The sequence below is a fragment of the Sorangium sp. So ce296 genome, from assembly GCF_051529605.1.
In the GTDB taxonomy this organism is placed as follows: domain Bacteria; phylum Myxococcota_A; class Polyangia; order Polyangiales; family Polyangiaceae; genus Sorangium; species Sorangium cellulosum_D.
Genome location: NZ_CP150325.1, coordinates 103769 through 127892 on the forward strand (window position 1 = coordinate 103769; position 24124 = coordinate 127892).

20 protein-coding genes are annotated in these 24124 nt (G+C 72.7%); 9 read left to right on the forward strand and 11 right to left on the reverse strand.

All coding sequences use genetic code 11. The features are described from left to right. Nucleotides 1-85 precede the first annotated feature (85 nt). A complete protein-coding gene (locus WME98_RS00420; RefSeq protein WP_437949388.1) occupies nucleotides 86-1156 on the reverse strand; it encodes an MBL fold metallo-hydrolase in 1071 nt (356 codons plus the stop codon). Then, entirely contained in the window at nucleotides 1153-1728 is a 576-nt protein-coding gene (locus WME98_RS00425; RefSeq protein ID WP_437949389.1) for a TetR/AcrR family transcriptional regulator, read from the reverse strand. The genes WME98_RS00420 and WME98_RS00425 overlap by 4 nt, the downstream gene beginning before the upstream one ends. 479 nt (nucleotides 1729-2207) lie before the next feature. Between WME98_RS00425 and WME98_RS00430 the strand changes: the two genes are divergently transcribed. Continuing rightward, entirely contained in the window at nucleotides 2208-3629 is a 1422-nt protein-coding gene (locus WME98_RS00430) for a protein kinase domain-containing protein (protein ID WP_437949390.1), read from the forward strand. A gap of 54 nt (nucleotides 3630-3683) precedes the next feature. Here the strand turns inward: WME98_RS00430 and WME98_RS00435 are convergent, their stop codons facing one another. The 3 genes from WME98_RS00435 to WME98_RS00445 form a co-directional block, all read right to left on the reverse strand. Continuing rightward, nucleotides 3684-5222, reverse strand: a complete 1539-nt coding sequence (locus WME98_RS00435) for a dockerin (protein WP_437949391.1) — start codon at nucleotides 5220-5222, stop codon at nucleotides 3684-3686. A 345-nt stretch (nucleotides 5223-5567) separates the two neighbouring features. Continuing rightward, entirely contained in the window at nucleotides 5568-6581 is a 1014-nt protein-coding gene (locus WME98_RS00440) for a hypothetical protein (protein WP_437949392.1), read from the reverse strand. 70 nt (nucleotides 6582-6651) lie between these two features. Next, on the reverse strand, nucleotides 6652-10722 hold the full coding sequence (locus tag WME98_RS00445; RefSeq protein WP_437949393.1) for a PAAR-like domain-containing protein: 4071 nt from the start codon (nucleotides 10720-10722) through the stop codon (nucleotides 6652-6654). 129 nt (nucleotides 10723-10851) lie between these two features. Here WME98_RS00445 and WME98_RS00450 point away from each other — a divergent pair, with 129 nt between their 5' ends. The 7 genes from WME98_RS00450 (at nucleotide 10852) to WME98_RS00480 (ending at nucleotide 15895) form a co-directional block, all read left to right on the forward strand. After that, nucleotides 10852-11046 (forward strand): ribbon-helix-helix protein, CopG family, encoded by a 195-nt coding sequence (locus WME98_RS00450; protein ID WP_437949394.1) that lies wholly within the window; start codon nucleotides 10852-10854, stop codon nucleotides 11044-11046. Further along, nucleotides 11036-11389, forward strand: a complete 354-nt coding sequence (locus WME98_RS00455) for a hypothetical protein (protein ID WP_061624660.1) — start codon at nucleotides 11036-11038, stop codon at nucleotides 11387-11389. Before WME98_RS00450 ends, WME98_RS00455 begins: the two co-directional genes overlap by 11 nt. Nucleotides 11390-11403: 14 nt before the next feature. Continuing rightward, nucleotides 11404-12261: a class I SAM-dependent methyltransferase gene (locus WME98_RS00460; RefSeq protein ID WP_437949395.1), complete on the forward strand. Its 858-nt coding sequence runs from the start codon at nucleotides 11404-11406 to the stop codon at nucleotides 12259-12261. 26 nt (nucleotides 12262-12287) lie between these two features. Further along, complete coding sequence (locus WME98_RS00465; protein WP_437949396.1) at nucleotides 12288-12500, forward strand: hypothetical protein; 213 nt, start codon at nucleotides 12288-12290, stop codon at nucleotides 12498-12500. Next, nucleotides 12497-13513: a type I glyceraldehyde-3-phosphate dehydrogenase gene (gene gap / locus WME98_RS00470; RefSeq protein ID WP_437949397.1), complete on the forward strand. Its 1017-nt coding sequence runs from the start codon at nucleotides 12497-12499 to the stop codon at nucleotides 13511-13513. The genes WME98_RS00465 and gap overlap by 4 nt, the downstream gene beginning before the upstream one ends. A gap of 79 nt (nucleotides 13514-13592) precedes the next feature. Continuing rightward, nucleotides 13593-14057, forward strand: a complete 465-nt coding sequence (locus WME98_RS00475; RefSeq protein WP_437331642.1) for a cupin domain-containing protein — start codon at nucleotides 13593-13595, stop codon at nucleotides 14055-14057. Between the two features lie 296 nt (nucleotides 14058-14353). Then, nucleotides 14354-15895, forward strand: coding sequence for a cellulose binding domain-containing protein (locus tag WME98_RS00480; RefSeq protein WP_437949398.1), 1542 nt, complete (start codon nucleotides 14354-14356; stop codon nucleotides 15893-15895). A 57-nt stretch (nucleotides 15896-15952) separates the two neighbouring features. Here the strand turns inward: WME98_RS00480 and WME98_RS00485 are convergent, their stop codons facing one another. The 5 genes from WME98_RS00485 to WME98_RS00505 form a co-directional block, all read right to left on the reverse strand. Further along, nucleotides 15953-16936, reverse strand: a complete 984-nt coding sequence (locus WME98_RS00485) for an HTTM domain-containing protein (RefSeq protein WP_437949399.1) — start codon at nucleotides 16934-16936, stop codon at nucleotides 15953-15955. Further along, entirely contained in the window at nucleotides 16933-17484 is a 552-nt protein-coding gene (locus tag WME98_RS00490; RefSeq protein WP_437949400.1) for a hypothetical protein, read from the reverse strand. The genes WME98_RS00485 and WME98_RS00490 overlap by 4 nt, the downstream gene beginning before the upstream one ends. Nucleotides 17485-17586: 102 nt before the next feature. Further along, nucleotides 17587-18069: a hypothetical protein gene (locus WME98_RS00495; RefSeq protein WP_437949401.1), complete on the reverse strand. Its 483-nt coding sequence runs from the start codon at nucleotides 18067-18069 to the stop codon at nucleotides 17587-17589. A gap of 259 nt (nucleotides 18070-18328) precedes the next feature. Next, nucleotides 18329-19534, reverse strand: a complete 1206-nt coding sequence (locus WME98_RS00500; RefSeq protein ID WP_437949402.1) for a serine hydrolase domain-containing protein — start codon at nucleotides 19532-19534, stop codon at nucleotides 18329-18331. A gap of 233 nt (nucleotides 19535-19767) precedes the next feature. Next, nucleotides 19768-21165: a hypothetical protein gene (locus WME98_RS00505; protein WP_437949403.1), complete on the reverse strand. Its 1398-nt coding sequence runs from the start codon at nucleotides 21163-21165 to the stop codon at nucleotides 19768-19770. 52 nt (nucleotides 21166-21217) lie between these two features. Between WME98_RS00505 and WME98_RS00510 the strand changes: the two genes are divergently transcribed. Then, nucleotides 21218-22615: an amidase gene (locus WME98_RS00510; protein ID WP_437949404.1), complete on the forward strand. Its 1398-nt coding sequence runs from the start codon at nucleotides 21218-21220 to the stop codon at nucleotides 22613-22615. On the opposite strand, the gene WME98_RS00515 is transcribed toward WME98_RS00510, so the two are convergent. After that, nucleotides 22604-24052: a B12-binding domain-containing radical SAM protein gene (locus WME98_RS00515; RefSeq protein ID WP_437949405.1), complete on the reverse strand. Its 1449-nt coding sequence runs from the start codon at nucleotides 24050-24052 to the stop codon at nucleotides 22604-22606. The genes WME98_RS00510 and WME98_RS00515 overlap by 12 nt on opposite strands. Nucleotides 24053-24124 lie beyond the last annotated feature (72 nt).

The window sequence follows — 24124 nt, forward strand, 5'->3', positions numbered from 1 at the left end:
CGCGCGTCGCACGGACGGCGAGCGGCAGAGCCCGCTCGCCGCCCGGCGAGCCGCGACGCGGCGCCGCGGGCGCGCCGAAGCTGGATCAGCGCGGGAGGGGCATCCACGCGCCGTCGGTCGGAACGTGGATGTGCGCGGGCAGGCGCTTCGTCGCGGCGCGCTGAACGAACGCCGTGACCGGCTCGCGGTAATGGCCAAAGGTGGTGTGGTGGATCGGGATCACGTGGCGCGGGCGGAGGAGCGCGGCGGCGGCGACGGCCTCCTCGGCGTCCATCGTGCGGAGGCCGCGCGCGCCGTCGACGCCGACCGCGCCGAGGTGCGGCAGCCACAGGTCGATGGGCGCGAACCGGGCCGCCACCGCGCGCATGGGCTCGGTGAAGACCGAATCGCCGGTCCAGTAGATCGAATAAGGCGTCGCGCCCTCCCAGCGCAGCACATACCCATTGCCCTTCCCGAGCGTCGCGTCGAGCGCCGCATCGTGGGAATGGTTCGCCGGGACGGCGAGGATCCGGAGGCGGCCGGCGCGGGTCGGGATGACCGTCTCGCCGTCCCAGTCGAGCGGCGTCAGCCTGGTGAACCCCGCGGCGCGCGCGGCGTCGGCCGCGTCGGGCGGGAGGACGAAGGTGACGTCCTTCGGGAGGGTCTCCCTCGCGACCGCGTCGAAGTGGTCGGCGTGGTTGTGGCTGAGGAGGATGACGTCGAGTCGCCCGAGCGGCTCGGCGGGAGGATCCGTGTAGCGGGCGACCGGCGCGTTCTCGACGCCGGTCGACGGGTGCTTCGGGAGGACGAACACGGCAGGCCCGCGCGGCCCGAGGACGGGATCGGTGAGGAGCCGGAGCCCGTCGCGCTCGAGGATCGCCGTCGGACCGCCGCGCCACTGGAGGCGGCCGCTCGATGCGTCGGCGGCGGCCGCCGGCTCGGCGCCGGCCGATGCGGCGGCCGGCGGGGCGCTGGCGTCGGCGCGGTTCGCCGGCGCGCACGCGGTCAGCAAGAGCGCGAGCAGCGGCGCGGCGAGGGCGGCCCCGCGCGCCGGCGGCGTCCGCGGGGGGCGCGCCGACCGCTGGCCGGTGCGGGGCTCCGCGCCGGCGCGGCGAGGGCTCGAGGGCTGCTCGGCATGCCGAACCGACATGCTCGGGACACACGGGATCTGGTTCATCGTCGTCGCCTCCTTGGCCGCGCGGTGGCGAGGAGCACCTCGGCGAGGGAACGCGCGCGCGCGGCCGCGCCCGGTCCCCCCTCGCGGACGGCAGTGACCGTCGCGCCGTCGATCAGAAGCAGGAGCTGCGGCGCCAGCGCGGCGGCGTCCGGCGCGCCGGCCTCGCGCAGGAGCCCCTCGAGATAGTCGATGAGACGCTGCTTGTGGCGCTGCGACGCCTCGTGGGCGGGGTGGCTCCGGCTCGCGACCTCGACCATCGTGTTGAGGAACGCGCACCCGCGGAAGTCGTTCGCGGCGAACCGCTCGGAGAGCGCGTCGAAGACCGCGAGCGGCCGATCCAGCGGGTCGCTCGCGAGGGCCTCGACGCGCCCGGCCAGCCACGCGCGGAAGCGCGCGTCGCGGGCGTCGAGCACCGCCACGAGCAGCTCGTCCTTGGTCCGGAAGTGGCGATAAAAGGTGGCCTTGGCGACGCCCGCCTCGGCGATCAAGCGATCGACGCCGACGGCGCGGTAGCCCTCCGCGTAAAAGAGGCGCTCCGCGACCTCGAGGATGTGGCTCCGGGCGTCGCTCACGCCCGCATTTAAGACAGACAGGTCTGTCTTGTCAAGGGCGCATGATGGTCGAGAGGATTCGGGCAGCGTTCGCAGAGAAGCTCCAGGACCGCACAGGGGAACCCCCCCGGCGCCGACGCGCGGGCCCGCGCGGAGCGCCAGAGCGACGCAGGGCCACGCGCCTCTCGTCTGAACACATGGCCGCGCGCGAGGCCTCGATATGTCTCAGGCGCAGCCGGTCATCGGGCGGGCAGCGGCGCACTTCACGCGCGGTTCCGCGCAGCGACACGAACGTTCAAGCAAAAGCAGCTCGCGCACACGGGAACGCGGCTCGCGCGCGCCGATAAACTGAACAACTTGACTATCGGTCTTGCCGTCCTAACCTGAGCTCGTTCACCATCATCAAACGCGGCGCGTGACCCGCAGAGGGGTGGCTCGTGAACTCCGGACATCTGGTTACGCCCAAGCTTCGGCTCGTGAGGCCGCTCGGACAAGGAGGGATGGGGAGCGTCTGGGTAGCCGACCACCTCTCCCTCGGGTCGCAGGTCGCCGTGAAGTTCATGGCCCCGGAGATCGCGCAGAGCGCCGCGTTCGCCGAGCGCTTCCGGCGCGAGGCGATGACGGCGGCGCAGCTCAAGAGCCCCCATGTCGCCCAGGTGTTCGATCGGGGTGTGACGGAGGCGGGGGTGCCGTACATCGTCATGGAGCTGCTCGAGGGCGAAGATCTGAAGAGCCGTATTCATCGCCTCGGCCCCATGTCGCTGCACGAGCTCGCGTGCATCGTGAGGCAGGTCGCCAGGGCGCTGGGGCGCGCGCACCAGCTCGGCATCGTCCACCGCGACATCAAGCCGGAGAACATCTTCCTCACCGATCTCGAGGGCGAGGGCGAGCTCTTCGTCAAGGTGCTGGACTTCGGCGTGGCCAAGCAGCCGGTGAGCTGCGATCAGGACATGACGTCGACGGGGAGCTCGTTCGGAACGCCTCTTTACATGAGCCCGGAGCAGCTCCTCAGCGCCAAGCACGTCGACTTTCGCGCGGATCTGTGGGCGCTCGGCGTCGTCGGGTACTACGCCATCACCGGCCGGGTGCCGTTCGCAGGAGAGACGCTGGGCGCGCTCTCCGTGGCCATTCACGCCGGCGTGTTCACCCTCCCCAGCGTCATGAGACGGGAGGTGCCGCACGCCTTCGACGCCTGGGTCACGAGGGCGCTGCAGCGCGATCCGGCGGCGCGGTTCGGGTCGGCCAGAGAGATGGCCGGCGCGCTCGATCAGGCGCTCTTCGGTCTCGCGCTCGCTCCGACGCTCGCGGCCGGCGGGCTCGCCGCGCCGATGCAGTGGCCGCAGCCGTTCCCGCCGGCAGCATGGGCGGCGCAGACGCAGGTCCCCGACAGCGCGGGGCCGCCGCACAGCGGTGGCCAGGCGCGGACGTTCCGCGAGCTCGTCCTGCCGCGCCCGCGTGCCGGACGAGGCCGCGCCGGGTTCCGGCTCGCGGCAGGCGCCGCGCTCGCGGGGGCTGCGGCGCTCGGGCTCACCGTCTTCTTCAAGCAGGGTGACCTCCAGGCGCAGGGATCGCCCGCCGCCGAACGCTCGGCCTCGCTCGACGCGCCCGGGCACCAGGCCACGCCGCCCGAGCCGCCGCTGCCTGCCCAGGCCGCGCCGTCCGAGCCGCCGCTGCGTGCCCAGGCCGCGCCGTCCGAGCCGCCGCTGCCTACCCAGGTCACGCCGCTCGCGCGACGCGCAGAGGAGCCCCAGCCAGCACCGACCAGCGCTCCGCCCTCGACGCCGCCCTCGCGCCCGACCGCCTCTCTCGCGCCGTCCCCTGCCCTGCCTGCGCCCGTGACGGCCAGGCGAGCCGCTCCGCCGAAGCCAGGGCCTGCCGCGACGACCAGCGCGCGAGCCGCCGTGGACAGGATCGGCTTCTGAGCGGCTCGCCTTGGCGCGGCGGCGCGCTTCTTCAGGAGACGCGGATCTCGACCTTCAGGGGACGCTCATCTCGAACGCCACGCTGTAGTTCGGCTGGGCCTTGCCCGTGACCGAGCCGACGAACGGGTCCGAGTCGCGCAGCTGACCCCAGCGCGTCGTGCCGCCCGGCATCGCGTTCGCTTCGCCGTCGGTCGTCGCCGCGTAGCCGACCATCACGCCGGAAGCGGGGAGGTTCCGCGCCGTGATTTTGACCGCGTCGCCGTCGATCTCGACGCCGCTGATCTCGATCCGGGTGTTGCCGCTCCAGAGCTCGAAGCCGCGGCCTTGCGCCCACTCGGTGAGCGCCGTCTGGTGGGGAGACGGCAGCGCCGTGTCCCACACGAGGGGCGGCACCGGGACGTGGAAGCGCACGGTGACGACGTTACCGTTGCGCTCGACCCGCGTCGGCTGGAGCGGCTGCCAGTCCTTCCCGAGGACGACCTTCTCGAAGTAGACCTGGCCGTATTTCTCGCCGAGCTGCTGGTACCCGTTCGCGTTGAGATGGATGTGATCGTTCGCGTACGGATACTGGTACTTCGGACCCGAGCAGAGGATGTCTCCCGGGTGGCTCACGCCCACGTGCCACTGCGCCAGGGTCGACGTCGACCGCGAGCCCACCTCGAGGTGCACCGAGTGCTGCTGGGATACGAGCATCGGGATGCTCCGCGTCTGCCCGGTGAGCGGCGGGATATCCTGGTTGTAGTCGGACCACAGCTTGACCAGATCGTCCTCGTAGGTCGGGCTGCCGGCGTCGGACTCGCCGTGCGTGATGATGATCGCGCCGACGCCGAACGTCTTGCCGGCCTTGCTGGCGAGCTTCGCGATCGCCTCGGCCTCGAACAGCGTCGCCGCGTAGGCGCGGCCCATGGTCGTGTCGCCGCTGACCACCTCGGTGGCGCCCTTCCGGAGGACGGTCATCGGCTGCCCGCTCTCGCCGACGACCGTGTGCACCGTGACGTGGTCGCCGATCATCGCGGCCTTCGCCAGCGTCGAGATCTGATCGGCCATCGCCGTGTGCGGCGTCTCGCCGTAGAGGTTCTTCGGGTAGGCGCTGGGGTACGTCGTCGCGAACGGGCGGATGGGCTCGACGAGCGGCACCAGGGAGAGGGCGCTGCTCTCCGGATCGAACGGGGGCACGCTCGCGTTCCCGAGGGACAGCTTGAGGTTGCCGAAGCGCTGCCGCGTCCCGAGGGGCGGGTTCGCCTCCGCGCCGACCGACAGGCTCTGTCCCGTGCCGACGATGCCGGTCCAGTCCCAGGCCGGCGCCGGCGTCGCGCCGCCGCCCGAGCCGCCGGTGCCCGCCGCGTCGCCCCCGGTGCCCGCCGCGTCGCCCCCGGTGCCCGCGCCGCCCCCGCCGTCCGCCGCGCCGCCGGAGCCGGTCGAGGCGCTGGCGCCGCCGGCGCCGCTCCCGCTGCTCGTCGCGCTCTGGCCGCCGGAGCCGCCGTCGCCCCCCGTGCCGGAGGAGGACCCGCTCGATGAATCGCACCCGAGCCCCATCAGGAGAAGAGCGAGGATACCTGATGCGCCAAGGCCCAAGAACAAAGGTTTTCGCATGAATGGCTCCTTGTCGCCCACGAGCTGGTCCGCGCGGCCCCGCGTCCGGGAGGGTGGATCACCGGTCTCCGCGATCGAGGCGCCCAGTGATGCTGCGGGGGCGATACGCGCTGGCGCCGGGCACGGCTGTCCGGGGCCGCGGCGTTGGGCGCGAGCTGTGGTGCGTTGTAGGAGCGTAGGAGAACAAAACCGGTTCAGTTTGTCAAGCGCTCTGGCGCCGGGTGGTCGTCGAGAGGCTCATCGCCGGGCTGTCGGCGACGAAGGGCACGATGCCGCCGGCCTCGTGACAGCGCCTCGCCAGGCTCGCGCCGTGCCGCCGCCGCGGCGCCCCGGCGGCCGGCGCCGTCACGCCGCGCCGGACGGCGGCGGCCCGAACCCCGGCGGCGGCCCGAACCCCGGCGGCGACCCGAACCCCGGCGGCGCCCCGAACCCCGTAGGCGACCCCCACCCCGGCGGCGGCGGCGGCACCGGGCCGAGCACCTCCATCCAGGCCGTGCTCTCCACCCACGCCGCCAGGTAGGGCGCGCTCGCCCCGCGCCGCTGGAGCAGCACCAGGAACGGCGCCGTTACCCAGAACGACCGAGGCGGCGGCCCGTACGAACCCAGGATCGCTTCCGCCGTCGCTCCGGCGCCCCCCTCGTTCAGGTGGAACTGCACCCGCTGCTTCGCCTCGTCGAAGCGCACCCCGCTCAGCTCCTCGCCGATCAAGGGCCGCCCCTCGAGCTCCCTGAAGCGCTCCTCCAGATCGAGCCTCAGCCTCGGAATCACGAGCGGCTCGTCCTCGGCCAGCTGCCGTGCATCGCCGCGGAGCCGGTCGAGCCTGCCCAGCGCCCCGGCCACCGTCGCCGCCAGCGTCTCCGCCGGCGCCATCTGCGCGACGACCACGCGGCTGTCCGGATCGTCCGCGACGAGCTCGATCACGAAATCCCCCGGTGCCACCCAGTCGTGCACGACGACCTGCGACCTGCGCGCCGGGTCCGCGCCGGACGGGTTGCCGTCCAGCCCGAAGGCGCGGACCCGCGAGTCCTTGAACGTCCCTTCCCGCACCGCGAACTTCGTCTCGAACTTCAGGACCTTGCTCAGGTAGCCATAGGCCACCAGCGCGTCGGCAGGCACCTCCTCCGGCAGGTACTGCGGCTTCGCGTCAGGGAACTTCGAGAAGAGCTCGGCCCGCAGGGCCTCCACGACGCCCTCCCCGCCGAACCCGGCGCCCGACACGCTCCACGCCGGGTCCACCACCTCGGCCTCGAGCGTCGTCGCGTTCAGCGCGTCGGCCAGCGCCGGCTGGGGATCCATGCGGATCGGGCCGAACCTCGCCCGCAGCCGATCCCAGGCGAGCGCGAACGCGGCGCAGAACACGAGATCATCTTGGGACGATGAGAGCGGCGTGGATAGGCTAGCGCAAACGGTCGGCATTGATACCTCGAGATCAGGGGCGGCGGGTGAAGGGCTGCATCGAGCCGCCCGGGCCGGCGATCGTGACGCCCGGGATCGTGGGGTGGTCGTCCATAATGTCGCCGACGCAGGCCACCGTGGTCGCGCCGGTCGCGTCCGCCACCGACTGGGCCGTCGATCCCCCCGGCCGGCCGGGGGGATCGGTGCCGCCGTGGCAGACCGTCATGTGGATCCTGCTGCCCGTGAAGCCGGAGTTCCGGATGCTGCTTGCGAGCTGGTGGCCGGTCATCGTCGATCCCGTGAACCTGCCGCTCGGATTCGCGTAAAGGATCATCCCCGGCGCTCCGTGCCCGTAGATGTATAGATCGCTCTCGCCGGCAAGCGCCCTCGGATTTCCGAGCTGGTGATAGTGCACGATGTGATGTCCCGTGGCGCGCGCGCGCGCGTTCGCGCCGTTCACGCATTTCGGGTCGTCGCTCAAGAGCAGGATGACGAGGCCGAGCGGATCGACCCACAGCGTGACGTTGGGCACGAACGCCAGCTCGAACATCGAGGCGTCGATCCAGAGCGGGTCCGGCGTGGTGAAGGTGCCGAGCTCCTGGGCGTAGTACCTGGCGCGGTGGTAGGTGAGCCCCGTGAGCTCGTCATGGCGCTGCCCGGCGAACCGGATCGCCGTGAACGGCCCCTCCTGCCGGGTGACCCCGCCGAACGCGCCCAGATCCTGGCCTGTCGCGGCGCCGGTCGGGTCGACCATCAGCCAGGGCGTCGCGGTCGCGTCGGTGACGACGCTCCTCCACGCGCCCGCGGCGCTGCCCTCCAGCAGCGGGGTGATCTCGTCGTCGGCGAACACCCGCCGCACCGACGCCCCGCCGCTGCTCACCTCCTCGACCTGGGTCTGGTCGTCCCAGCCGAACCACGTGCTCACCCCGTCGCTCCGCACCTCGCCGAGCCGCCGGTTGAACGCGTCGACGTGGTACTGGACGACGAGCCCGTCGCTCCGCGTCGCGCGCGCGAGCGCGTCGAGCCCATCGTACTCGTAGGCCCAGCCCGCGGAGCCCTCGGGCTCGCGCGACGCGAGCCGCCCCTGCGCGTCCCAGGTGAAGGCGACGCCGGCCGCGCGGAGCAGGCGACCGCCCGGCCCCACGCGATCCTCGCCGGAGCGCAGCGGGGTGCCGTTCGGATCGTACCGGATCTGCTCCTGGGCCCCGAGGCCGTTCACCGAGAGCGGCCGTCCGAACACGTCGAGCTCGTACGCGCGCACGCCCGAGACGCTGTCGATGATCTGCTCGATCGGGCCGGTCTTGCTCCAGACGTAGCGGCGCGCGCGCACGGGCTTCCCCGCGGCATCCTCCAGCGCCGTGGCGACCGGGCGCCCCTCTGCGTCGCGCTCCGTGCGGATCGCGTACCCGCCCTCGCGGACGCGCGCCGTCTCCTTTCCGAGCGCGTCGACCTCGCGCAGGATCCGCTCGACGCCGGCCGCCGACTCGACCGTGATGGACTCGACATCGCTGCTCGGCCCGCGGCCCATCTGGACCTGCCAGCCCGTCGAGTAGCGCTTCGCGGTGGCCCAGCCCTTCGCGTTGAACGCCCGCTCCACCCGGTACTGCCAGCCCCCGACCCGCTGCTCCTCGCGCACGATGCGCCCCGCCGCGTCGCGCTCGAGGAGCACCTCGGTCGCGCCGCGCGTGCCGCGGCGGACGAAGCCGCGGTCGTCGTAGTCGAGCGTGGTCACGACGCCGCCGTCCTCCCGCCGGATCACGTCGCCGCAGGCGTCATAGGCGATCTTCCGGACCGTGGTCCCGGCCACCTCGGCGCGCACGATGCGACCGCGCGCGTCGTGCTCGTAGGTCGTCTCCACGCCCGAGAACGTCCTCGTCCGGATCACGCGGCCGCAGGCGTCCCGCTCGATGGTGAGCGACTCGCCGGCCGGGTTCCTGACCCAGGCGAGCCGCCCCCGCGCGTCGTAGCCGAACCGGTACCGGGCGCCGTCCGCCTGCACCTCCTCCACCACGAGGTGCCCGACGTAGCGCGCCGACGACACGCCGCCGCCCGGATGGCGCGTCGACACGGGGCGGCGCGCGTCGTTGAACGCCCGCTCGGTGACCACGCCGCCCGGCGCCCGGACGCGCACCGGCAGGCCGCGGCTGTCGTAATCGAGCTCGTACACGGCGCCGCCGGGCATCTCGACGCGGACCAGCTGACCGAAGAGGTCGTAGGTGTACCGCGCCGTCCCGCCGCCGGGCAGCGTCCGCGCGGCGAGGTTCCCGTGCGCGTCGTGCTCGAGGGACTCGACCGTGCCGTCGGGCGCGACGATGGCGATCACCTGCCCGCGCCGATCGTGCTCGTACCGCGTCTTCGCCCCGAGCGGGTCGGCGCGCTCGAGCACCTGCCCGTGATCGCCGACCGTGAAGGCATAGCGAGCGCCCGCCGGATCGCGCACCTCGACGATGGCGCCGTCCTCGCGGCGCTTCAGGCTGAACGAGCGGCCCATCGCGTCGGTGAACGACGCGAGCCGGCCCCTCGCGTCGTAGGTGCTCCGCTCGGTCCCGTCCGACGTGGTCGAGCGGACGACCTGGCCGACGGCGTTGTACGCCAGGTCCTTTTGCTGGCCTGCCGGGTCCTGATATCGCTCCACGAGGCCGAGCGCGTTTCCCTTGTAGCGAAACCTGTAGCCGAGGCCGTCGATGACGGTGGTCTCGTGAGGCCCGGGCCCGTACTCGAAGCGCATGTGGAAGAGGCCCTTGGGCCGCGCCGCCATCGAGGCTTCCGGCGCGCCGATCTCCTGGAGGACGTCCGCGCCCTCGAGGTCGCCCCAGGTCTCCACGCAGCGCCGCTCCCCCGAGACGTCGGCGTACACGAAGTGATACCGGAGGCCGCCCGGCTGCTGCTCCAGGACGAGATAATGCTCGTCGTCGTACGCGTACCGCGTCTCCACGCCGCCGGCGTCGATGGCGCGGACGAGGTCTCCGTTCGTGTCGAGCTCGTACGTCACGAGGCGCTTCGTGTGCTCCACGCCGTCCGCGCCCGTCGCGGCGACCCACCAGCTCTTGAGCTGGCCCTCTCGGACGAGCCACGCGCGGCGCCCGACCGAGTCGACGATCTGGACGACCTCGCGCTCGTCCCAGGTGACCTCCGCGAGGTTGCCGGCCCGGTCGCGCAGCTCGGCGAGGCGGAAGGCGCCGGGCGCGGGCCCGCGCCGGAGGACGCGGAGGATGCCGTCGTCGAGATCCACGACGAGCGCGTCGCCGTCCCAGAACACGCGCCGTCCGAAGGGGAGCAGCACCTCGACGTCGCTCGGCGGGACGGCGAGGGTCGTGGGCCGGAGGGTCTCGTCGATGAGGGTGAGCCGGTCGTCCCGGATCTCGGCCTGCCACCCGAGGGCGTGGGACCAGCCGCGGCCGATGCCGCACTCCCGCAGGACCGAGGAGGTGCGGTAGGTGCGGATCCAGCGGACCGGCAGCGGCCCCGGCAGGAGGAAATCGGTCTCCGGCGGCGTGAACATGGCGCCGGTCACGATGTCGACCGGGTGCCCCGCTGCGGCCTGGCCGTCGGCGCCCGGCGCTGCGGGCGGCCTGGGCGGCCCCGCGCCCTGGTTGCTCCCGCCGCCGCCGCCGCCGGCGTTGCTGCCGCCCTGCGGCCCGCCGCCGCCCGGCCCGCCGGCGCCGCCGCCGCCGCCGCCCCCTCCCCCGCCGCCGCCGCCCGCGCCGCTCGCGCTCGCGCCGGCGCCGACGGTGATCGACTTGTTCATCTGCCCCATGCTGCCGGTGATGCCGGCCATGCCGAGCTCGATGAGCACATTGGGCGCGCCGAGCCAGGGGAAGCAAGGGCCGCCGGTGTTGAGGCTGACGACCTCCTTCAGCGTGCCGGGCTCGTTGCCGTGACAGGCCTTCATGCAGCCGCCCACGGTGAGGATTTTGGCGCCCTCGATCTTGGTGCGCATGCACGGATCGATGATCCCCTCCGCGACGGTGCCCATCGTGGGATACGGGATCGGCAGCGGGCTCGGGGCGGCCGGCGTGAGACACACGCTCACGGCCATTCCGGTCATCTGGTGACCCGATTTCTCCGTGATGGTGTCCATGTGGAGCGCGGTGACCTTGCCCATGGCCGCGCGAGGATCGCACGCGGGGACCGGCCCTTCAAGGGAACGCGAAACAGCACCATTTCGACGTGACGCGACGGCGCGAGACGTCGCCGCATTCGCGTCGCGCCCCCGGATCGCCTTGACGTTAGCATGCTAGCATCCTATCATGGTCTGCACATGGCGGACGACGTGAAGCAGTTCAACGTGTATCTGCCGATCGAGCTGATTCGCGAGGTCAAGCATCACGCGGTCGACACCGAGCAGTCGCTCTCGGCGATCGTGGCCGCCGCGCTGCGCGCCTACCTCGACGAGCAGCGACGCAAGCGGAGGAAGCATGGAGACTGAGGGCATCGAGGGCCTGCTCATCGAGACCCACAACTGGGGCAAGACGGTCGCGTTCTGGCGGGGCCTCGGCTACGAGCTCGATTTCGAGACCGATCACCACTCGGGCCGCCTGCGCCACCCCCGCGGCGGTCCCTACATCTTCGTCGCGGAGCGGCCGCGCGACCGTGCGCTGCAGGTCCTGCCGGTGGTCGCCGTGGCCGACCCCGCGCGGTTCTCGCCGCCGAGCGCCGGCGCCGTCCTTCGCCCGTTCGAGCCGCAGCATTGGCGCGCGCTCGAGATGCTGCTCGCCGACCCCGACGGTCGTCCGCTCAGCGTGCAAGCGCCGCTCGCGGCGGCAGAGTAGACGAGAGGAACACCATGCCTGAAAAGCCAATGACGGGAGCAGATGCAACGGCGGTGCGCGTGGCCCTGTGGCGCGCCATGCACGTCCAGATCGACGCGCCGCCGCACGTCCTCGACGACGAGGTTGGCCTGAAGCTGGCGGCCCCGGACGACGGCTGGCGCCAGCGTCCGGACATGAACCCAGGAGCCACGAGCCGCTTCCGGGCCTCCATCGTGGCCCGCGCTCGCTTCATCGAGGACCTCGTCGTGGAGGAGGCGGGCCGCGGCGTCCGCCAGTACGTCATCCTCGGCGCCGGTCTGGACACGTTCGCCCAGCGCCGGCCGGACATCGCCTCTCGCCTCCGGGTCTTCGAGGTCGACCGGCCCGGCCCTCAGGCCTGGAAGCGGCAGCGCCTCGTCGAGCTCGGCTTCGGCGTCCCGGACTGGCTGCGGCTCGTGCCGGTCGACTTCGAGGCGGGCGCCTCCCTCTGGGAGCAGCTCGCGAGCGCCGGCTTCGACGCGACCGAGCCGGCGGTGGTGGCGTCCGCGGGCGTCAGCATGTACCTCACCAGGGACGCGAACCTCGCCTCGCTGCGCCAGGTCGCCGGGCTCGCGCCGGGCTCCACGCTGGCCCTGACGTTCATGCTGCCCCTCGAGCTCGTCGAGCCCGAGGTGCGCCCCGCCACCGAGTGGGCGCACAAGGGAGCGCGAGCCGCCGGCACGCCCTTCCTCAGCTTCTTCACGCCGCCCGAGATCCTGGCGCTCGCGCGCGACGCCGGCTTCAAGGACGCGCGGCACGTATCGGCGGCCAGCCTGGCCCAGCGCTACTTCGCCGGGAGGGCCGACGGCCTCCGGCCCGTGAACGGCGAAGAGCTGCTCGTCGCGACGACGTAGCGCCGCCGACGGCCGCGGGGGAGCGCATGCGCCGGCGCGTCGTGGACGCGCGCGGGCGCTTCGCGGCGCAGGTGGTCTCCGCGCTGGACGAGCGCGATCTTGATGACCCCGATCGCATTACCTACAAGCTGTTCGCGGCCTTCCGCGCCCCTCCCGCCGCGGACGAGGCGGCGCGCGGCGACGGCCCTCGCCCGGGGCGGCCCGCCCGCCCCCAACCACGAAGGAAGATCCGCAAATGAGCAAGACAATCGCGATCAACGGCTTTGGGCGCATCGGGCGCTGCATCGTGCGCGCCCTGTCGCAGCGCGGCGCTCCGGACATCGAGCTCGTGGCGCTCAACGACATGGCGAGCCCCGAGACGCTGGCTCACCTCTACAACTACGACACGGTGCACGGCCGCGCCGAGCGGCGCGCCGTCGCCGCCGAGGGGCGATTGCTGATCGACGAGCGCCCCGTCCGCGTGCTCGCCGAGAAGGATCCGGCCAAGCTCCCGTGGCGCGAGCTCGGCGTGGACATCGTGCTCGAGTGCACCGGTGTGTTCACCGATCGCGACAAGGCGGCCGCGCACCTCGCGGCCGGCGCGCGCAAGGTGATCATCGGCGCCCCCGCCAAGGGCCACGACGCGACGATCGTGCTCGGCGTCAACACCGAGGAGTACGACGCCTCGGCGCACACCATCCTGTCGTGCGGCTCCTGCACCACCAACTGCCTCGCCCCCGTGGCCAAGGTGCTGCTGGACGCCTTCGGCCTCGAGCGCGGGCTGATGACGACCACGCACGCTTACACCAACGATCAGGTCCTGCTGGACGTGCCGCACCGCAAGGGCGACTTGCGCCGCGCCCGCGCCGCCGCGCAGAACATCGTGCCCACCTCGTCCGGCGCCGCCAAGGCGCTCAGCGAGTGCCTGCCGGCGCTCGCCGGCAGGTTCGACGGGCTGTCGATGCGGGTGCCCACGATGGACGTCTCCGTCGTGGATCTCACGTTCGAGAGCACCCGGCCGCTCACCAAGGACGCGATCCATGCCGCCATGAAGCGCGCCAGCGAGGGTCCGCTGCGCGGCATCCTCGGCTACACCGAAGAGCCGCTCGTCTCCAGCGACTACCTGGGCGATCCTCGCTCGTCGATCTTCGACGCGACGCTGACGCAGGTGATGGGGGATCGCTTCGCGAAGGTGTTCGCCTGGTACGACAACGAGTGGGGCTTCTCCAACCGGATGGTGGAGCTCGCCCAGCTCGTGGCGGCGAAGCTCTGAAGAGCGCCTCGGCGGTGGCGACGATCGCTCTTCCTCGGTAAGCTTCGCGCCAATCCGGCCCACAAGGAGGCTACTCCCGATGAAGAAGATCGACATCTCTCAGGCCCCGACGCGCCTCGGCACCGCATACCCGGCGCCGTACGACGCCCCGTGCCGCGAGCGGGCGCGGTGGCGGCTCGGCAAGGCGGCGGGGCTGACGCAGTTCGGCGTCAACCTGCTTCGCCTGCCTCCCGGCCAGTGGTCGAGCCAGCGTCACTGGCACCATTCAGAAGACGAGTTCGTCATGGTGCTGGAAGGCGAGGTGGTGCTGGTCACGGACGGGGGCGAAGAGGTGCTGCGCGCGGGCGACTGCGCCGGGTTCCGCGCGGGAGATCCCGACGGACACCACCTCCAGAACCGCTCGGATCGCGAGGCCGTGCTGCTGGAGATCGGCTCGAGCGTCCCCGGCGATGTGGCCGAGTACCCCGACATCGACCTGCGAGCCCTGCCCGACGGCTACGTCCGCAAGGATGGGACGCCCCATGTCGGCAAGAGGGTGCGCTGACACAGCGCGATGCTCGGATCATGAGCGGCGTGGACACGGGGCCCGCGCGCCTGAGTCGCCGCTGCCGGCGACACCGCGTCACGCTCACACCCAGCGACGATCGCAGCCTCGGTGCGCGTCCTGAATACATGGATATCTCCAACCATCGCAGATCGTGATCAAAGACCCGTTTACCGGGCATACTCCCCAATGCGCGGGGCTACCCGCTCCGCGCGTAAAACGCTGACGTAAGATTCTTACTTGAGCATCTTTGCCGATTACCTTGCGGCTCACCTGGCCGCTCCAAGGAGAAATTTATGCGTCTTACCAGCTTGCTGGGCTACGGTTCGGTCTCGCTCGCCTGCTTCCTCTTCGCGTGCGTCGGGGACCCCTACGGCGAGGGCGACGAGATGGAATCGCTGGAGGGCGATCTCAGCAGCGCGGACTCAGTGCTCGAGGCGGACCTCGCGCTCCAGTCGCAGTGGTCGACGGGGTACTGCGCGAACGTGACCCTCAAGAACACGACCAACAACACGACCCGGACGACCACCACCGCCTGGGGCATGACCGTCGCGCTCAACGGCTCCACGGTGAGCAACGCGTGGGGCGCGCGCACGACGTCGTCGGGCGGGCAGCTCGTCGTCACGAACGAGACCTACAACGGCACGCTGGGCCCGGGAGCGACGACGAGCTGGGGCTTCTGCGCGAACGGCACCGGCAGGCCGTCGCTCGTGTCCGTCACCGGCAGCGGGACCGGCGGCTCGACCTCGGCGAGCTCCAGCAGCAGCAGCAGCAGCGCTTCGAGCAGCAGCTCCTCGGCCAGCTCTGGCGCGGGCGGCAGCGGCGGCGCGGGCGGCGCAGGGGGCTCCGGCGGCGCAGGGGGCAGCGGCGGCGCAGGCGGCGGTGGCGGCGCAGGCGGCGGCGGCGGTAGCGCGGGCGGGAGCTCCGGGCTCCCGGTCCCGCCTGGGGGCGGCGTGCCGAGGCCGACCGGCTCGCCCGGGAACCTGGTCGTGCTCAACTGGGCGGGCTTCCAGGGCGCCGTCTCGTACACCTTCGACGACTCGAACTCGAGCCAGATCCAGAACTACGACCAGCTGAACGCGCTCGACGTGCCGTTCACCTTCTATCTCCAGACCGGCAAGAGCGAATCGAACAACCCGGTGTGGCAGCGGGCCGTGGCGGACGGGCACGAGCTCGGCAACCACACGAAGAGCCACTCGAGCAACGACAGCGGCGCCGACACGGACGCGGCCACGCAGTTCATCGAGAGCAAGTTCGGCGTCAAGGTGTGGACGATGGCGGCCCCGAACGGCTCGTCGGTGTACGGGAACATCGCTCGGTCGCGCTTCCTTATCAATCGCGGCGTGGCCAACGCCCTGATCGGCCCGAACGACTCGACCGATCCGTTCAATCTGCCCTGCTACATCCCCCCGACCGGCGCCTCCACGCAGATGTTCGACGATCAGGTCACGAGCGCGCGGTCCGCCAACAAGTGGCGCACCGTCCTGGTGCACGGCTTCACCGGCGGCAGCGACGGCGCCTATCAGCCCGTCCAGCTCCGGGCGTTCCTCGATCACGTCCAGCACACCAAGGCGCTCGGCGACGTGTGGATCGACAGCGTGGTGAACGTCGGCGCCTACTGGCGCGGCCAGAAGATGCTCTCCTCGGTCACGCCCACGACGTCGGGCAGCGACAGGACGTGGCGGTGGACGCTGCCGGCCCACTTCCCGCCGGGCAAGTACCTGCGCGTCAAGGTGAGCGGCGGGACGCTCAAGCAGGGGGGCCGCACGCTCCAGTGGAACGATCACGGCTACTACGAGATCGCGCTCGACGAGGGCTCGCTCACCCTGTCGCCGTAGCGGGAGGGAGAGCGACCGCTGGCCGCGCGCGACGGCGACGGGGCGCGGCCAGCGCGCTCATCCGCCCGCCGCGCGCGGCTGGTCCGGCAGCGGCGCCGCGCGCGACGGCGACGGGGCGCGGGGGTCCGCCGGCACGCCGAAGGCGGCGAGGGTGAACACCGGCATGATGGCGCCGAACACGCCGAGCCCCATGAACGCCGCGATCCCGAGGTGCAGGAGCGCCGTGGCCACGATGACGGCGCGCCGGGTGAGCCGCGGCCAGATGAGGAATGCGTACCCGATCTCCACGGCGAGCACCGCCCACCCCGCGGCCTGCGCGATCCACGGGTGCCAGGCCAACCAGGAGAAATCGAGCTGGCGGTACTCCGGGAGCATGACCGAGCGCCAGATCGCCTCGCCGTTCCACCACGACGGGCCCGACGCCTTTTCCAGCCCGCTGGCCAGGTACGCGATGCAGAGGTGCACTTGGACGACGCGCAGCCCGAGCCGCGCGGCCGGCGTCGGCTCGGCGGCCGCGCGGCTCGGTCCGAGCAGCCATCGATCGACGGACAGCGCGACGCCCGACGGGATCCAGACGAGATAGAAGAGAAAGATGTTGGCGAAGAGATCCGCGCCGTAAACGGTCGCGTCCGCCGTCACCATCAGCATCCTGTGGGTGATCCACGCGAGCAGGGCAGAGGTCCTCGTCCAGAACCCGCAGAGCAACGAGGCGAGGGAGAGCACGTACACGGCTCCGACGCATGCGAGGAGCGATGTCTCGCCGATCCCGAGCGGGCCGAGCCGCTCGGCCAGCCAGCCGATCCCCGGCAGCTCGATCTGGGCGAAGGCCTCCCGCAGCGGGCCCTGGAGGATACCTGCTGGACCGTAGAGCTCGAAGAGCGAGGGGGCGACGAGCGCCGCCTGGACGAGGAGCACGGTCGCGAGGCCGATGCGGAGCGCCGCGAGCGGCTCCGCGGACGCAGGGGCGAGCGCGAAGCGCTCGACGCGCGAGGCGACGCGGGAGAGCCCCGCTCTGCAGGAGATCCCGATCGGCCCGATCACGGCTCACCGCCGCTGTTCTGCCGGGCGGCCGGCCCCCTGGACTGCTGGACCAGCTTCGCCCGATAGAGGAGGTTCCACGCGGGCCGGCGGCCCTCGCGGTACTCCTGCATCGGGGGCAAATCGCAGATCTCCAGCCGGACGACCACGCTCGTGGCGCCCGGGTGCCTCGCGAACATCTTGCCTGCCCACGAGGCGACGAGCGACCGCCGCAGCGCCTCGTCCTGCGCCTGCAAGAACAGCGAGAGGATGCTCCTGACGCGGAGATCCGCCTCGTGGTTGGCTCCGGACTCCAGCACCTCGGCGCGGGCCGCGCCGCTCGCGTCGGTGACCTGGAACCTGGCCCAGGGCAGCGCGCTGACCGCGGGAGCGAAGAAGTTGTAGCCGCTGTCGGCGCCGGAGAGCGCGCCATGATAGGCGATCACCCCGCCGAGCCACCCCGCCCTCTGCAGATCGACGTGGAGCGCCCCGAGGACGACGCACCCGAGGTGCACTGCGGCGGCGGCCGCGATCAGGACGGTGCGCCCGCGACTCCGTGCTCTTCCACCCATGAGGATCCCCTCCGACTTCACGCGCCCGGAGGCCCTGCGCGGCCGCGCCGCCGAGGCCCGGAGGCCGGGCCTCGACGCCTCGGCCTTGCGAGCAGCGCGCCATCAGCGATCGTCGGGGAGATTCACCGCGGGCGTGGGAATATCCCTTCCCGGAGCCGCCGAGGAGAGCGAGCGCCACGGCTGATACCACCCGAACGGCTGGAAGCCCGGCCGGTAGCCGTAACCGCCGTACGGCCGGTAGCCGTAACCGCCGTACGGCCGGTAGCCGAAACCGCCATACGGCCGGTAGCCGAAACCGCCATACGGCCGGTAGCCGAAACCGCCATACGGCCGGTAGCCGAAACCGCCATACGGCCGGTAGCCGTAACCGCCATACGGCCGGTAGCCGTAACCACCGTACGGCCGGTAGCCGTAACCGCCATACGGGGCCACGATCCGGGAGGCGTCGAGATCCGGGCTCGCCGTCTCCTCGACGATCACGAGATCCTGGATCGGTGTCGAGGTCTCCGCCGCAGCGAGCTGCGTCGTGCCGAGGGCGACGCCGAACAGGGCCAGCGCACCAAGCGCTTTCACCAGCTTCATCATGGACTCCTTTGCAATGCGAGCCGCTTGATGGGCATCCCCCATCCAGGCTGCGTCCGTCGTGATGCAAGCGTGAGACCCGTTCGCGGCGTATCGCCGGCGCCCCGCGCCGCGGCGTCGACTCCCGAGAGCCCCGCCTCCGCGCAGGGCGCGCCGACCGACGGAGGCTCGAGTGCGCAAATGGCCGTCGGCGCCCGGGGCTCGCGGCTCCGGCGTGCACGATCGCGGGCGTCGGGCGCGCGGCGACCGCGCCCCGCCCGGCTCAGGGCATGATCAGGACATCCGCCAGATCGTCGACGATCCTGCCCGCGTCGCCGACCTCGAGGTTGACGAGCACGGTGATCGAAGCGTCGCTGTCGATCGCGTAATAGGACGAGGACGTGAAGCCCCAGATACCGCCGTCATGCCCGACCTGGGCGCCGAGCCGGGATTCACGGCGGGAGAGCCCGAGCCCGTACCCGGTCACCTCGCCGAGCCTCGCGTCCACCCAGGTGGTCATCTCCGCGAGCTCGGCTGGGCCGAGCAGCTCGCCGCCGAGCACCTTGCGGTAGAAGCGCGTGAGGTCGTCGGTCGTCGAGACCAGGGCGCCCGCCGCGCCGGCCGCCGACGGATCCGCCGCGGAGGTCGTGTCGACGAGCTTTCCCCGGTCGACCCCGTAGCCGTGCACGAGCCCCGGCACGGCCGCCTCGGCGCCGTCGAGGTAGGTGCGCGCGAGCCCGGCCGGCTCCAGGATCCGGGCGCGGAGCAGCTCGCCGACGGGCTCTCCCGACGCGGCTTCGAGGATCAGACCAGCGATGATGTAGTTCGTGTTGGAGTAAGCGAAGCCCTCCCCAGGCTCGAAATACGGCGGCTCCGACGCGGCGATCTCGATGAGCTCCCGGGGCGCCCACGCGCGCTCCGGGTCGGAGAGGGCCGCGGACCAGAACGCGTCGCTCTGCGTGAAATCGTAGAGCCCGCTCGTGTGGTTCAGGACCTGCCGGACGGAGATCTGGTCGCCGCCGGGGACGCCCTCCACGTGCTCGGAGACGGCATCGTCGAGCGACAGGCGGCCTTCGGCGCGCAGCATCAGCGCCAGGGTCGCCATGAAGGTCTTGGTGATGCTTCCTACCCGGAAGAGATCATCGGGCCGCAGGGGGACCTCCGCCTCTGCGTCGGCCACCCCGGAGGCGCCGCGCCAGCTGCACGCCCCGAGGCTCACGGCGGCGGCCGCGCCGGGGAGCCGCTGGTCCTCCACGGCCGCGTCGAGCGCGGCCTGGAGCTCGGCCGAGAGCGCGTCGCAATCGACGGTCGTCCCGCCGCCCGCGCCCCCGGTCCCTGCGTCGCCGCTCTCGATTCCATCGCTCCCGCCGCCCTCACCGTTCAAGCTGGCCTCTACCGGCAGCGGCGCGGGCGAGGAGCCGCCGCACCCGGCGAGCAGAACGACCCCAGCGCAGGCGAACCAAGCGGTCCGCCGAAGAACACGGCTCATCGATCCGATCTCCACGATTCCTAAAAGAAGCTCACTGCTGCGCTCCGCCGCGCCGCTGCCGAGGGCGCCTCAGGGCGGCCTGCGGAGGGCGCGCATCAAGGCGCAAGTCGTCCGAGCGTGTCAACCCGCGCGAGCAATAGCGGTGCTCCCCCCGACACGATCACAGCAAAGCCAGACGCGAGCGGCTTCGCCGCGGTGGGCCGCGCCACCTCAGGGCTCGAGATCAGGGCGGCCTACGGCGCCGCGGCCCATCCGGACAACCCACGGCGGACGCGCTCGAGATAGCCGCTCTCGCGCACGACCTCCTCGTATCCAGGCACCGCGCCGACCCACGCCCGCATGCGCACGTTCGGCGTATCGGTGAGGTACATCGTGGGGATCCCCATGAGCGCGGGGCCATCCATGCCCGCGGTCGTGACGCCGACCTGGCCGACGAGGCCGTGCGTCCGCTTCAGGTGCTCGAAGAACTGCAGCTGCGCCCGGCGCATGTCGAGCTGCCGAAAGATGGGGTCCTTCCAGAAGAGGGTCATGTCGACCGCGCCCTCGGGGACCCGTCCGTCGCGAAGGGCGTCGCCGGTCAACACGGGCACGAGCCCCGCGCGTCGAGCCAGGTCCGTCAGCTCCAGCAGCTCGGCGAGCGTCGTGTTTCGGTGCGGGTGGTGGACGCACTCGCGGATCCAGAGCAGCACCTTCTTCCGGCACGGCGCTCCGGCCCGCGCGTCCGCGAGCCTGCGATCGACCCAGCCGGCCACCGCCTCCGGGATCGGCGCGTCCCCGAGGAACGCCGCGCGGAGCCTCCGCTGGGCGGACGACGGATCGGCGTCGAAGGCGCGCGCGACGATCTCCGTCGTCTGCTTCATCGCGCGCGGGCGCGAGCGGTACGCCTGCAGGTGATCGCTCAGGCCCGCATCGCGGAGAAACGCCTCGGCTTGCGGCGTTCCGGCCTTGCCTGGCTCGATTTGAACGGTCGCGCCCGCGAGGACGGCGGCCGCGGCGACGTGCCACCCCTCGCCGAACGAGAAGCCGTTGTCCGTGTGGAACGTGTACGCGTGGTTTCGCTCCTCGACGATCGTGCGCGCCGCGCGCGCGGCGACCTCGGCCCTGTGCGCCGCCGCGCGCGCCGCGCGGGCGGCCTTCGAGCGAGGCGCGCCGGCCTCGAGCTCCGCGGCGCAGGCCGCGGCCGCGCGGGCCGCGGCCTCCGCGCCGAGCACGATCGCCTCCACGCGCCGCCAGCCGTCGTCGCACGCCTCGCGCGTCGGCGCGCGCTGCGCGCTCATCGAGAGCTGGCCCGCGCCGTGGAGCGCGTCTTCGGCGCGCGCCGCGTGGGCCCTCGCCAGCGTCGAACGGGCGCCCATCCCCGTCGCGAGGGTCCGCTCTCTTCCAGCGGCGCGCTCCTGCCCCTCGAGCGCGGCGCGCTCCTGCTCGGCGGCGGCCAGCGCGCGCTCCGCCTGCGCGATCGCGCGCTCCAGCAGGCGTCGGTAGCGCTCGCGCTGCCCCGGCGCGTGCAGCGTGGTCGCCAGGGCGAGCGCGGCGTCGAGGCTGCCTTCGGCGTCGCGCTCGAGGTGCTCCGCGGCGAGCGCCTCGGCGACGGCCGCCCCCGTGCACCCCGGCTCGGATCCCTCGGTCCTCATGACCTGCGCCTTCTACCCCAGCGGACGACATGTCCGCTATGGTGGAAACACCATGACCTCCTCGCTGGTGCAAGCGACCGCCCTCGAGCTCCTCGCCCTCTACCGCGCCCGGAGCGCCTCGCCGGTCGAGGTGACGCGGGCCGTCCTCGCCCATGTGGAGCGCCACGGCGCGCCGCTCAACGCGTTCGTGCTGGTCGACGAGGAGCGCGCCCTCGACGCCGCGCGCGCGTCGGAAGCGCGGTGGGCCCGCGGCGCGCCGGCGGGGCGGCTCGACGGGGTGCCCGTCTCGGTGAAGGACCTCTTGCTCACGGCCGGCTGGCCGACCCGGCGCGGCTCGCGCACCGTGGACGCGAGCGGCCCCTGGACCGAGGACGCGCCCGCGGTCGCGCGCCTGCGGGAGCACGGCGCGGTGCTCTTCGGGAAGACGACGACCTCGGAGTTCGGCCTGAAGGGCTCCGGCGACAGCCCCCTGACCGGGATCACCCGCAACGCGTGGGACCCCCGGCACACGCCGGGGGGCAGCAGCGCGGGGGCCGTCACCGCGGTGGCGGCGGGGTTCGGCCCGATCGCGGTGGGGACCGACGGCGGCGGCTCGATCCGCGTCCCCAGCGCGTTCTCCGGGGTGGTGGGGCTCAAGCCGACCTTCGGCCGCGTGCCGGCCCACCCGGCGAGCGTGGTGGGCGTGCCCCCGCACGTGGGGCCGATCGCGCGCGCGGTCGGCGACGCGGCGCTGCTCCTCGCGGTCCTCTCCGGCCCTGACGACCGCGACCCGTTCCGGGCCCCGCCGGCGCCCGGGGACGCGGCGGACGCGCTCGACGGCGCGCCCATCGCGGGCGCGCTCCGGGGCGTGCGCATCGGCGTGAGCGCCACGCTCGGCGCCATCGAGCCGGCCGGCGAGACGCGTGCCCGCTTCGCCGCGGCGGCGGCGACCCTGGAGGAGCTCGGCGCCGAGGTCGAGGAGGTGGATCCCCCGCTCGCGGACGCGGGGGGCGTGCTGCGGACGCTGTTCGCCGCCCGCGCCGCGCACACCGTGCGGGAGCTCGGACCGGAGCAGCGCGCGCTGCTCGATCCCGCGGTGCGGAGCGCGGCCGCCGAGGGGGAGGCGCTCGGCGCGGTGGCGTACCTCGAGGCCGAGCGGCGCCGCGCGGAGCTGGCCCTGGTCATGGCCGCGCTCCACCGCCGCTTCGACCTGCTGGTGACGCCCACCTCGGCCGGGGCGGCTCCGCTCATCGAGGGCGGCGGCCCGCCCCCCGCGTCCTTCGCCGGCCCCTTCAGCCTGACGCGCCAGCCGGCCATCAGCGTGCCCATGGGCGTGACCGGCGCCGGCCTGCCGCTCGGGCTCCAGATCGTCGGGCGCCACTTCGAGGAGGCGCTGGTGCTGCGCGCCGCGCGCGCCTTCGAGGGCGCCAGCGTCCCGCTCCGGGCGCCGCCGCTGCTCTCACTCCGGTGAGGCGGCGGCGTCGCGTGCCCCTCTCGGGGGAACCACGGTGGCCTCTGCCCGCTTCAGGCCGAGGCGCGAGAGCCGGACCGGGGCGTCCCCGGGCGCCGGGTGCCGGATCGTCCCTCGGGGCTCGAGCGGCGGCGCCGCCGGCTCGTTGCCGGTGACCTGCTTCAGGCCGTAAAAGCCGTTCATCGCCGCCGACAGCATCATCCCGCCGCGGCTCAGCGACCGCGCGCCGCGCGCGAGGCGCTCGACCACCGCCGCGGGGCCGAAGGCGCGATTCCACATCTGCCGGTGGGCGGCGAGGAGCTGCTCGGGCGACATGCGCGCTGGCCGGAAGGCGACCCCGTAGCCGCTGTAATGGGGCCAGTCGCGCTCTTCGAGGATCCGCCCATCTCGCCGGTGCTCGTCGTACAGCGGCGTGCCCCGGAACGGCGTGAGGATGCTCAGGAACGGGACGTCGACGCCGATCTCGTTCAGCCGATCGGCCGTGGAGGCGATGACCTCCGGCGTCTGATCGTCGAAGCCCGAGATGAAGCCCGCCATCACGCAGATCCCGCGATCGTGCAGCTCGCGGATCGCCTCGCGGTACTCGCGCGCGCGGTTCTGGCGCTTGTCGACGCTCTTCAGATCGGCCTCGTCGAGGCTCTCGATCCCGAGGAAGATGCCGATGCAGCCGGACCGCTCCATCGCGTCGAGGAGCTCCCGGTCCTTGACGATATCGATGGACGCCTGCGTGAGCCACCAGCGATCGAGGCCGGCGAGCTCGCGCAGGAGCTCCTTGGCCCAGCGGCGCTGGACGAGCAGGTTGTCGTCCCAGAACCAGGCGACCTTCTCCTGCCAGAAGCGGGGGAAATGCGTGGTGGCGATGTCGCGGATCACCTCGTCGACGGGGCGCACGCGGAAGCCGGGGTTGAGGTCGGGCACCGTGCAGAAGCTGCAGGTGAACGGGCAGCCGCGCGTCGCCTGGAGCACGCGGGGCACGAGGAAGCGGCCTTCGAGCAGATCGTAACGAGGGGTCGGCAGTCCGGCGAGCGAGGCCGGCTCGCCGTGATACACGCGGCGCTGCGTGCCTCGCTCGAGGTCGCGCAGGACGGCGGGCCAGACCGTCTCGGCCTCCCCGGTGACCACCACGTCCACGTGCTGGAGCGCCTCTTCGATCCAGTACGAGACGTGCGGCCCGCCGGCGACGACGCGCACGCCGAGGGCGCGGTAGCGGTCGGCGAGCGCGTAGGCGCGGCGCGCGAAGCCGGAGAAGAACGAGAGCGCGACGACGTCCGGCGCGGCGTCGACGGGGACGGGGCGCACCTGCTCGTGGAAGAGCTCGACCTCGTGCTCCGGCGGGGTGATCGCCGCGAGGTGGATCCCGGTGACCGGCGGGACGAAGTGGAAGCGGTGCCCCCTGCGATAGCGGGGGACGTAACTCACGACGATCCTCACCTTCATGGGCGCCTCCTCGGGGTCGTGCGCCGCATCGGACCGGCCCCGCCATGACGATGTGGATCCGCGGGCGGACGG

Coding starts and splice junctions, on each gene's coding strand:
- WME98_RS00465 (WP_437949396.1), top strand. CDS start 12,288: ATGCGCCGGCGCGTCGTGGACGCGCGCGGGCGCTTCGCGGCGCAGGTG.
- WME98_RS00480 (WP_437949398.1), top strand. CDS start 14,354: ATGCGTCTTACCAGCTTGCTGGGCTACGGTTCGGTCTCGCTCGCCTGC.
- WME98_RS00515 (WP_437949405.1), bottom strand. CDS start 24,052: ATGAAGGTGAGGATCGTCGTGAGTTACGTCCCCCGCTATCGCAGGGGG.
- WME98_RS00435 (WP_437949391.1), bottom strand. CDS start 5,222: ATGCGAAAACCTTTGTTCTTGGGCCTTGGCGCATCAGGTATCCTCGCT.
- WME98_RS00450 (WP_437949394.1), top strand. CDS start 10,852: ATGCTAGCATCCTATCATGGTCTGCACATGGCGGACGACGTGAAGCAG.
- WME98_RS00455 (WP_061624660.1), top strand. CDS start 11,036: ATGGAGACTGAGGGCATCGAGGGCCTGCTCATCGAGACCCACAACTGG.
- WME98_RS00460 (WP_437949395.1), top strand. CDS start 11,404: ATGCCTGAAAAGCCAATGACGGGAGCAGATGCAACGGCGGTGCGCGTG.
- WME98_RS00495 (WP_437949401.1), bottom strand. CDS start 18,069: ATGATGAAGCTGGTGAAAGCGCTTGGTGCGCTGGCCCTGTTCGGCGTC.
- WME98_RS00445 (WP_437949393.1), bottom strand. CDS start 10,722: ATGGGCAAGGTCACCGCGCTCCACATGGACACCATCACGGAGAAATCG.
- WME98_RS00420 (WP_437949388.1), bottom strand. CDS start 1,156: ATGAACCAGATCCCGTGTGTCCCGAGCATGTCGGTTCGGCATGCCGAG.
- gap (WP_437949397.1), top strand. CDS start 12,497: ATGAGCAAGACAATCGCGATCAACGGCTTTGGGCGCATCGGGCGCTGC.
- WME98_RS00510 (WP_437949404.1), top strand. CDS start 21,218: ATGACCTCCTCGCTGGTGCAAGCGACCGCCCTCGAGCTCCTCGCCCTC.
- WME98_RS00430 (WP_437949390.1), top strand. CDS start 2,208: ATGGGGAGCGTCTGGGTAGCCGACCACCTCTCCCTCGGGTCGCAGGTC.
- WME98_RS00475 (WP_437331642.1), top strand. CDS start 13,593: ATGAAGAAGATCGACATCTCTCAGGCCCCGACGCGCCTCGGCACCGCA.
- WME98_RS00490 (WP_437949400.1), bottom strand. CDS start 17,484: ATGGGTGGAAGAGCACGGAGTCGCGGGCGCACCGTCCTGATCGCGGCC.
- WME98_RS00505 (WP_437949403.1), bottom strand. CDS start 21,165: ATGAGGACCGAGGGATCCGAGCCGGGGTGCACGGGGGCGGCCGTCGCC.
- WME98_RS00500 (WP_437949402.1), bottom strand. CDS start 19,534: ATGAGCCGTGTTCTTCGGCGGACCGCTTGGTTCGCCTGCGCTGGGGTC.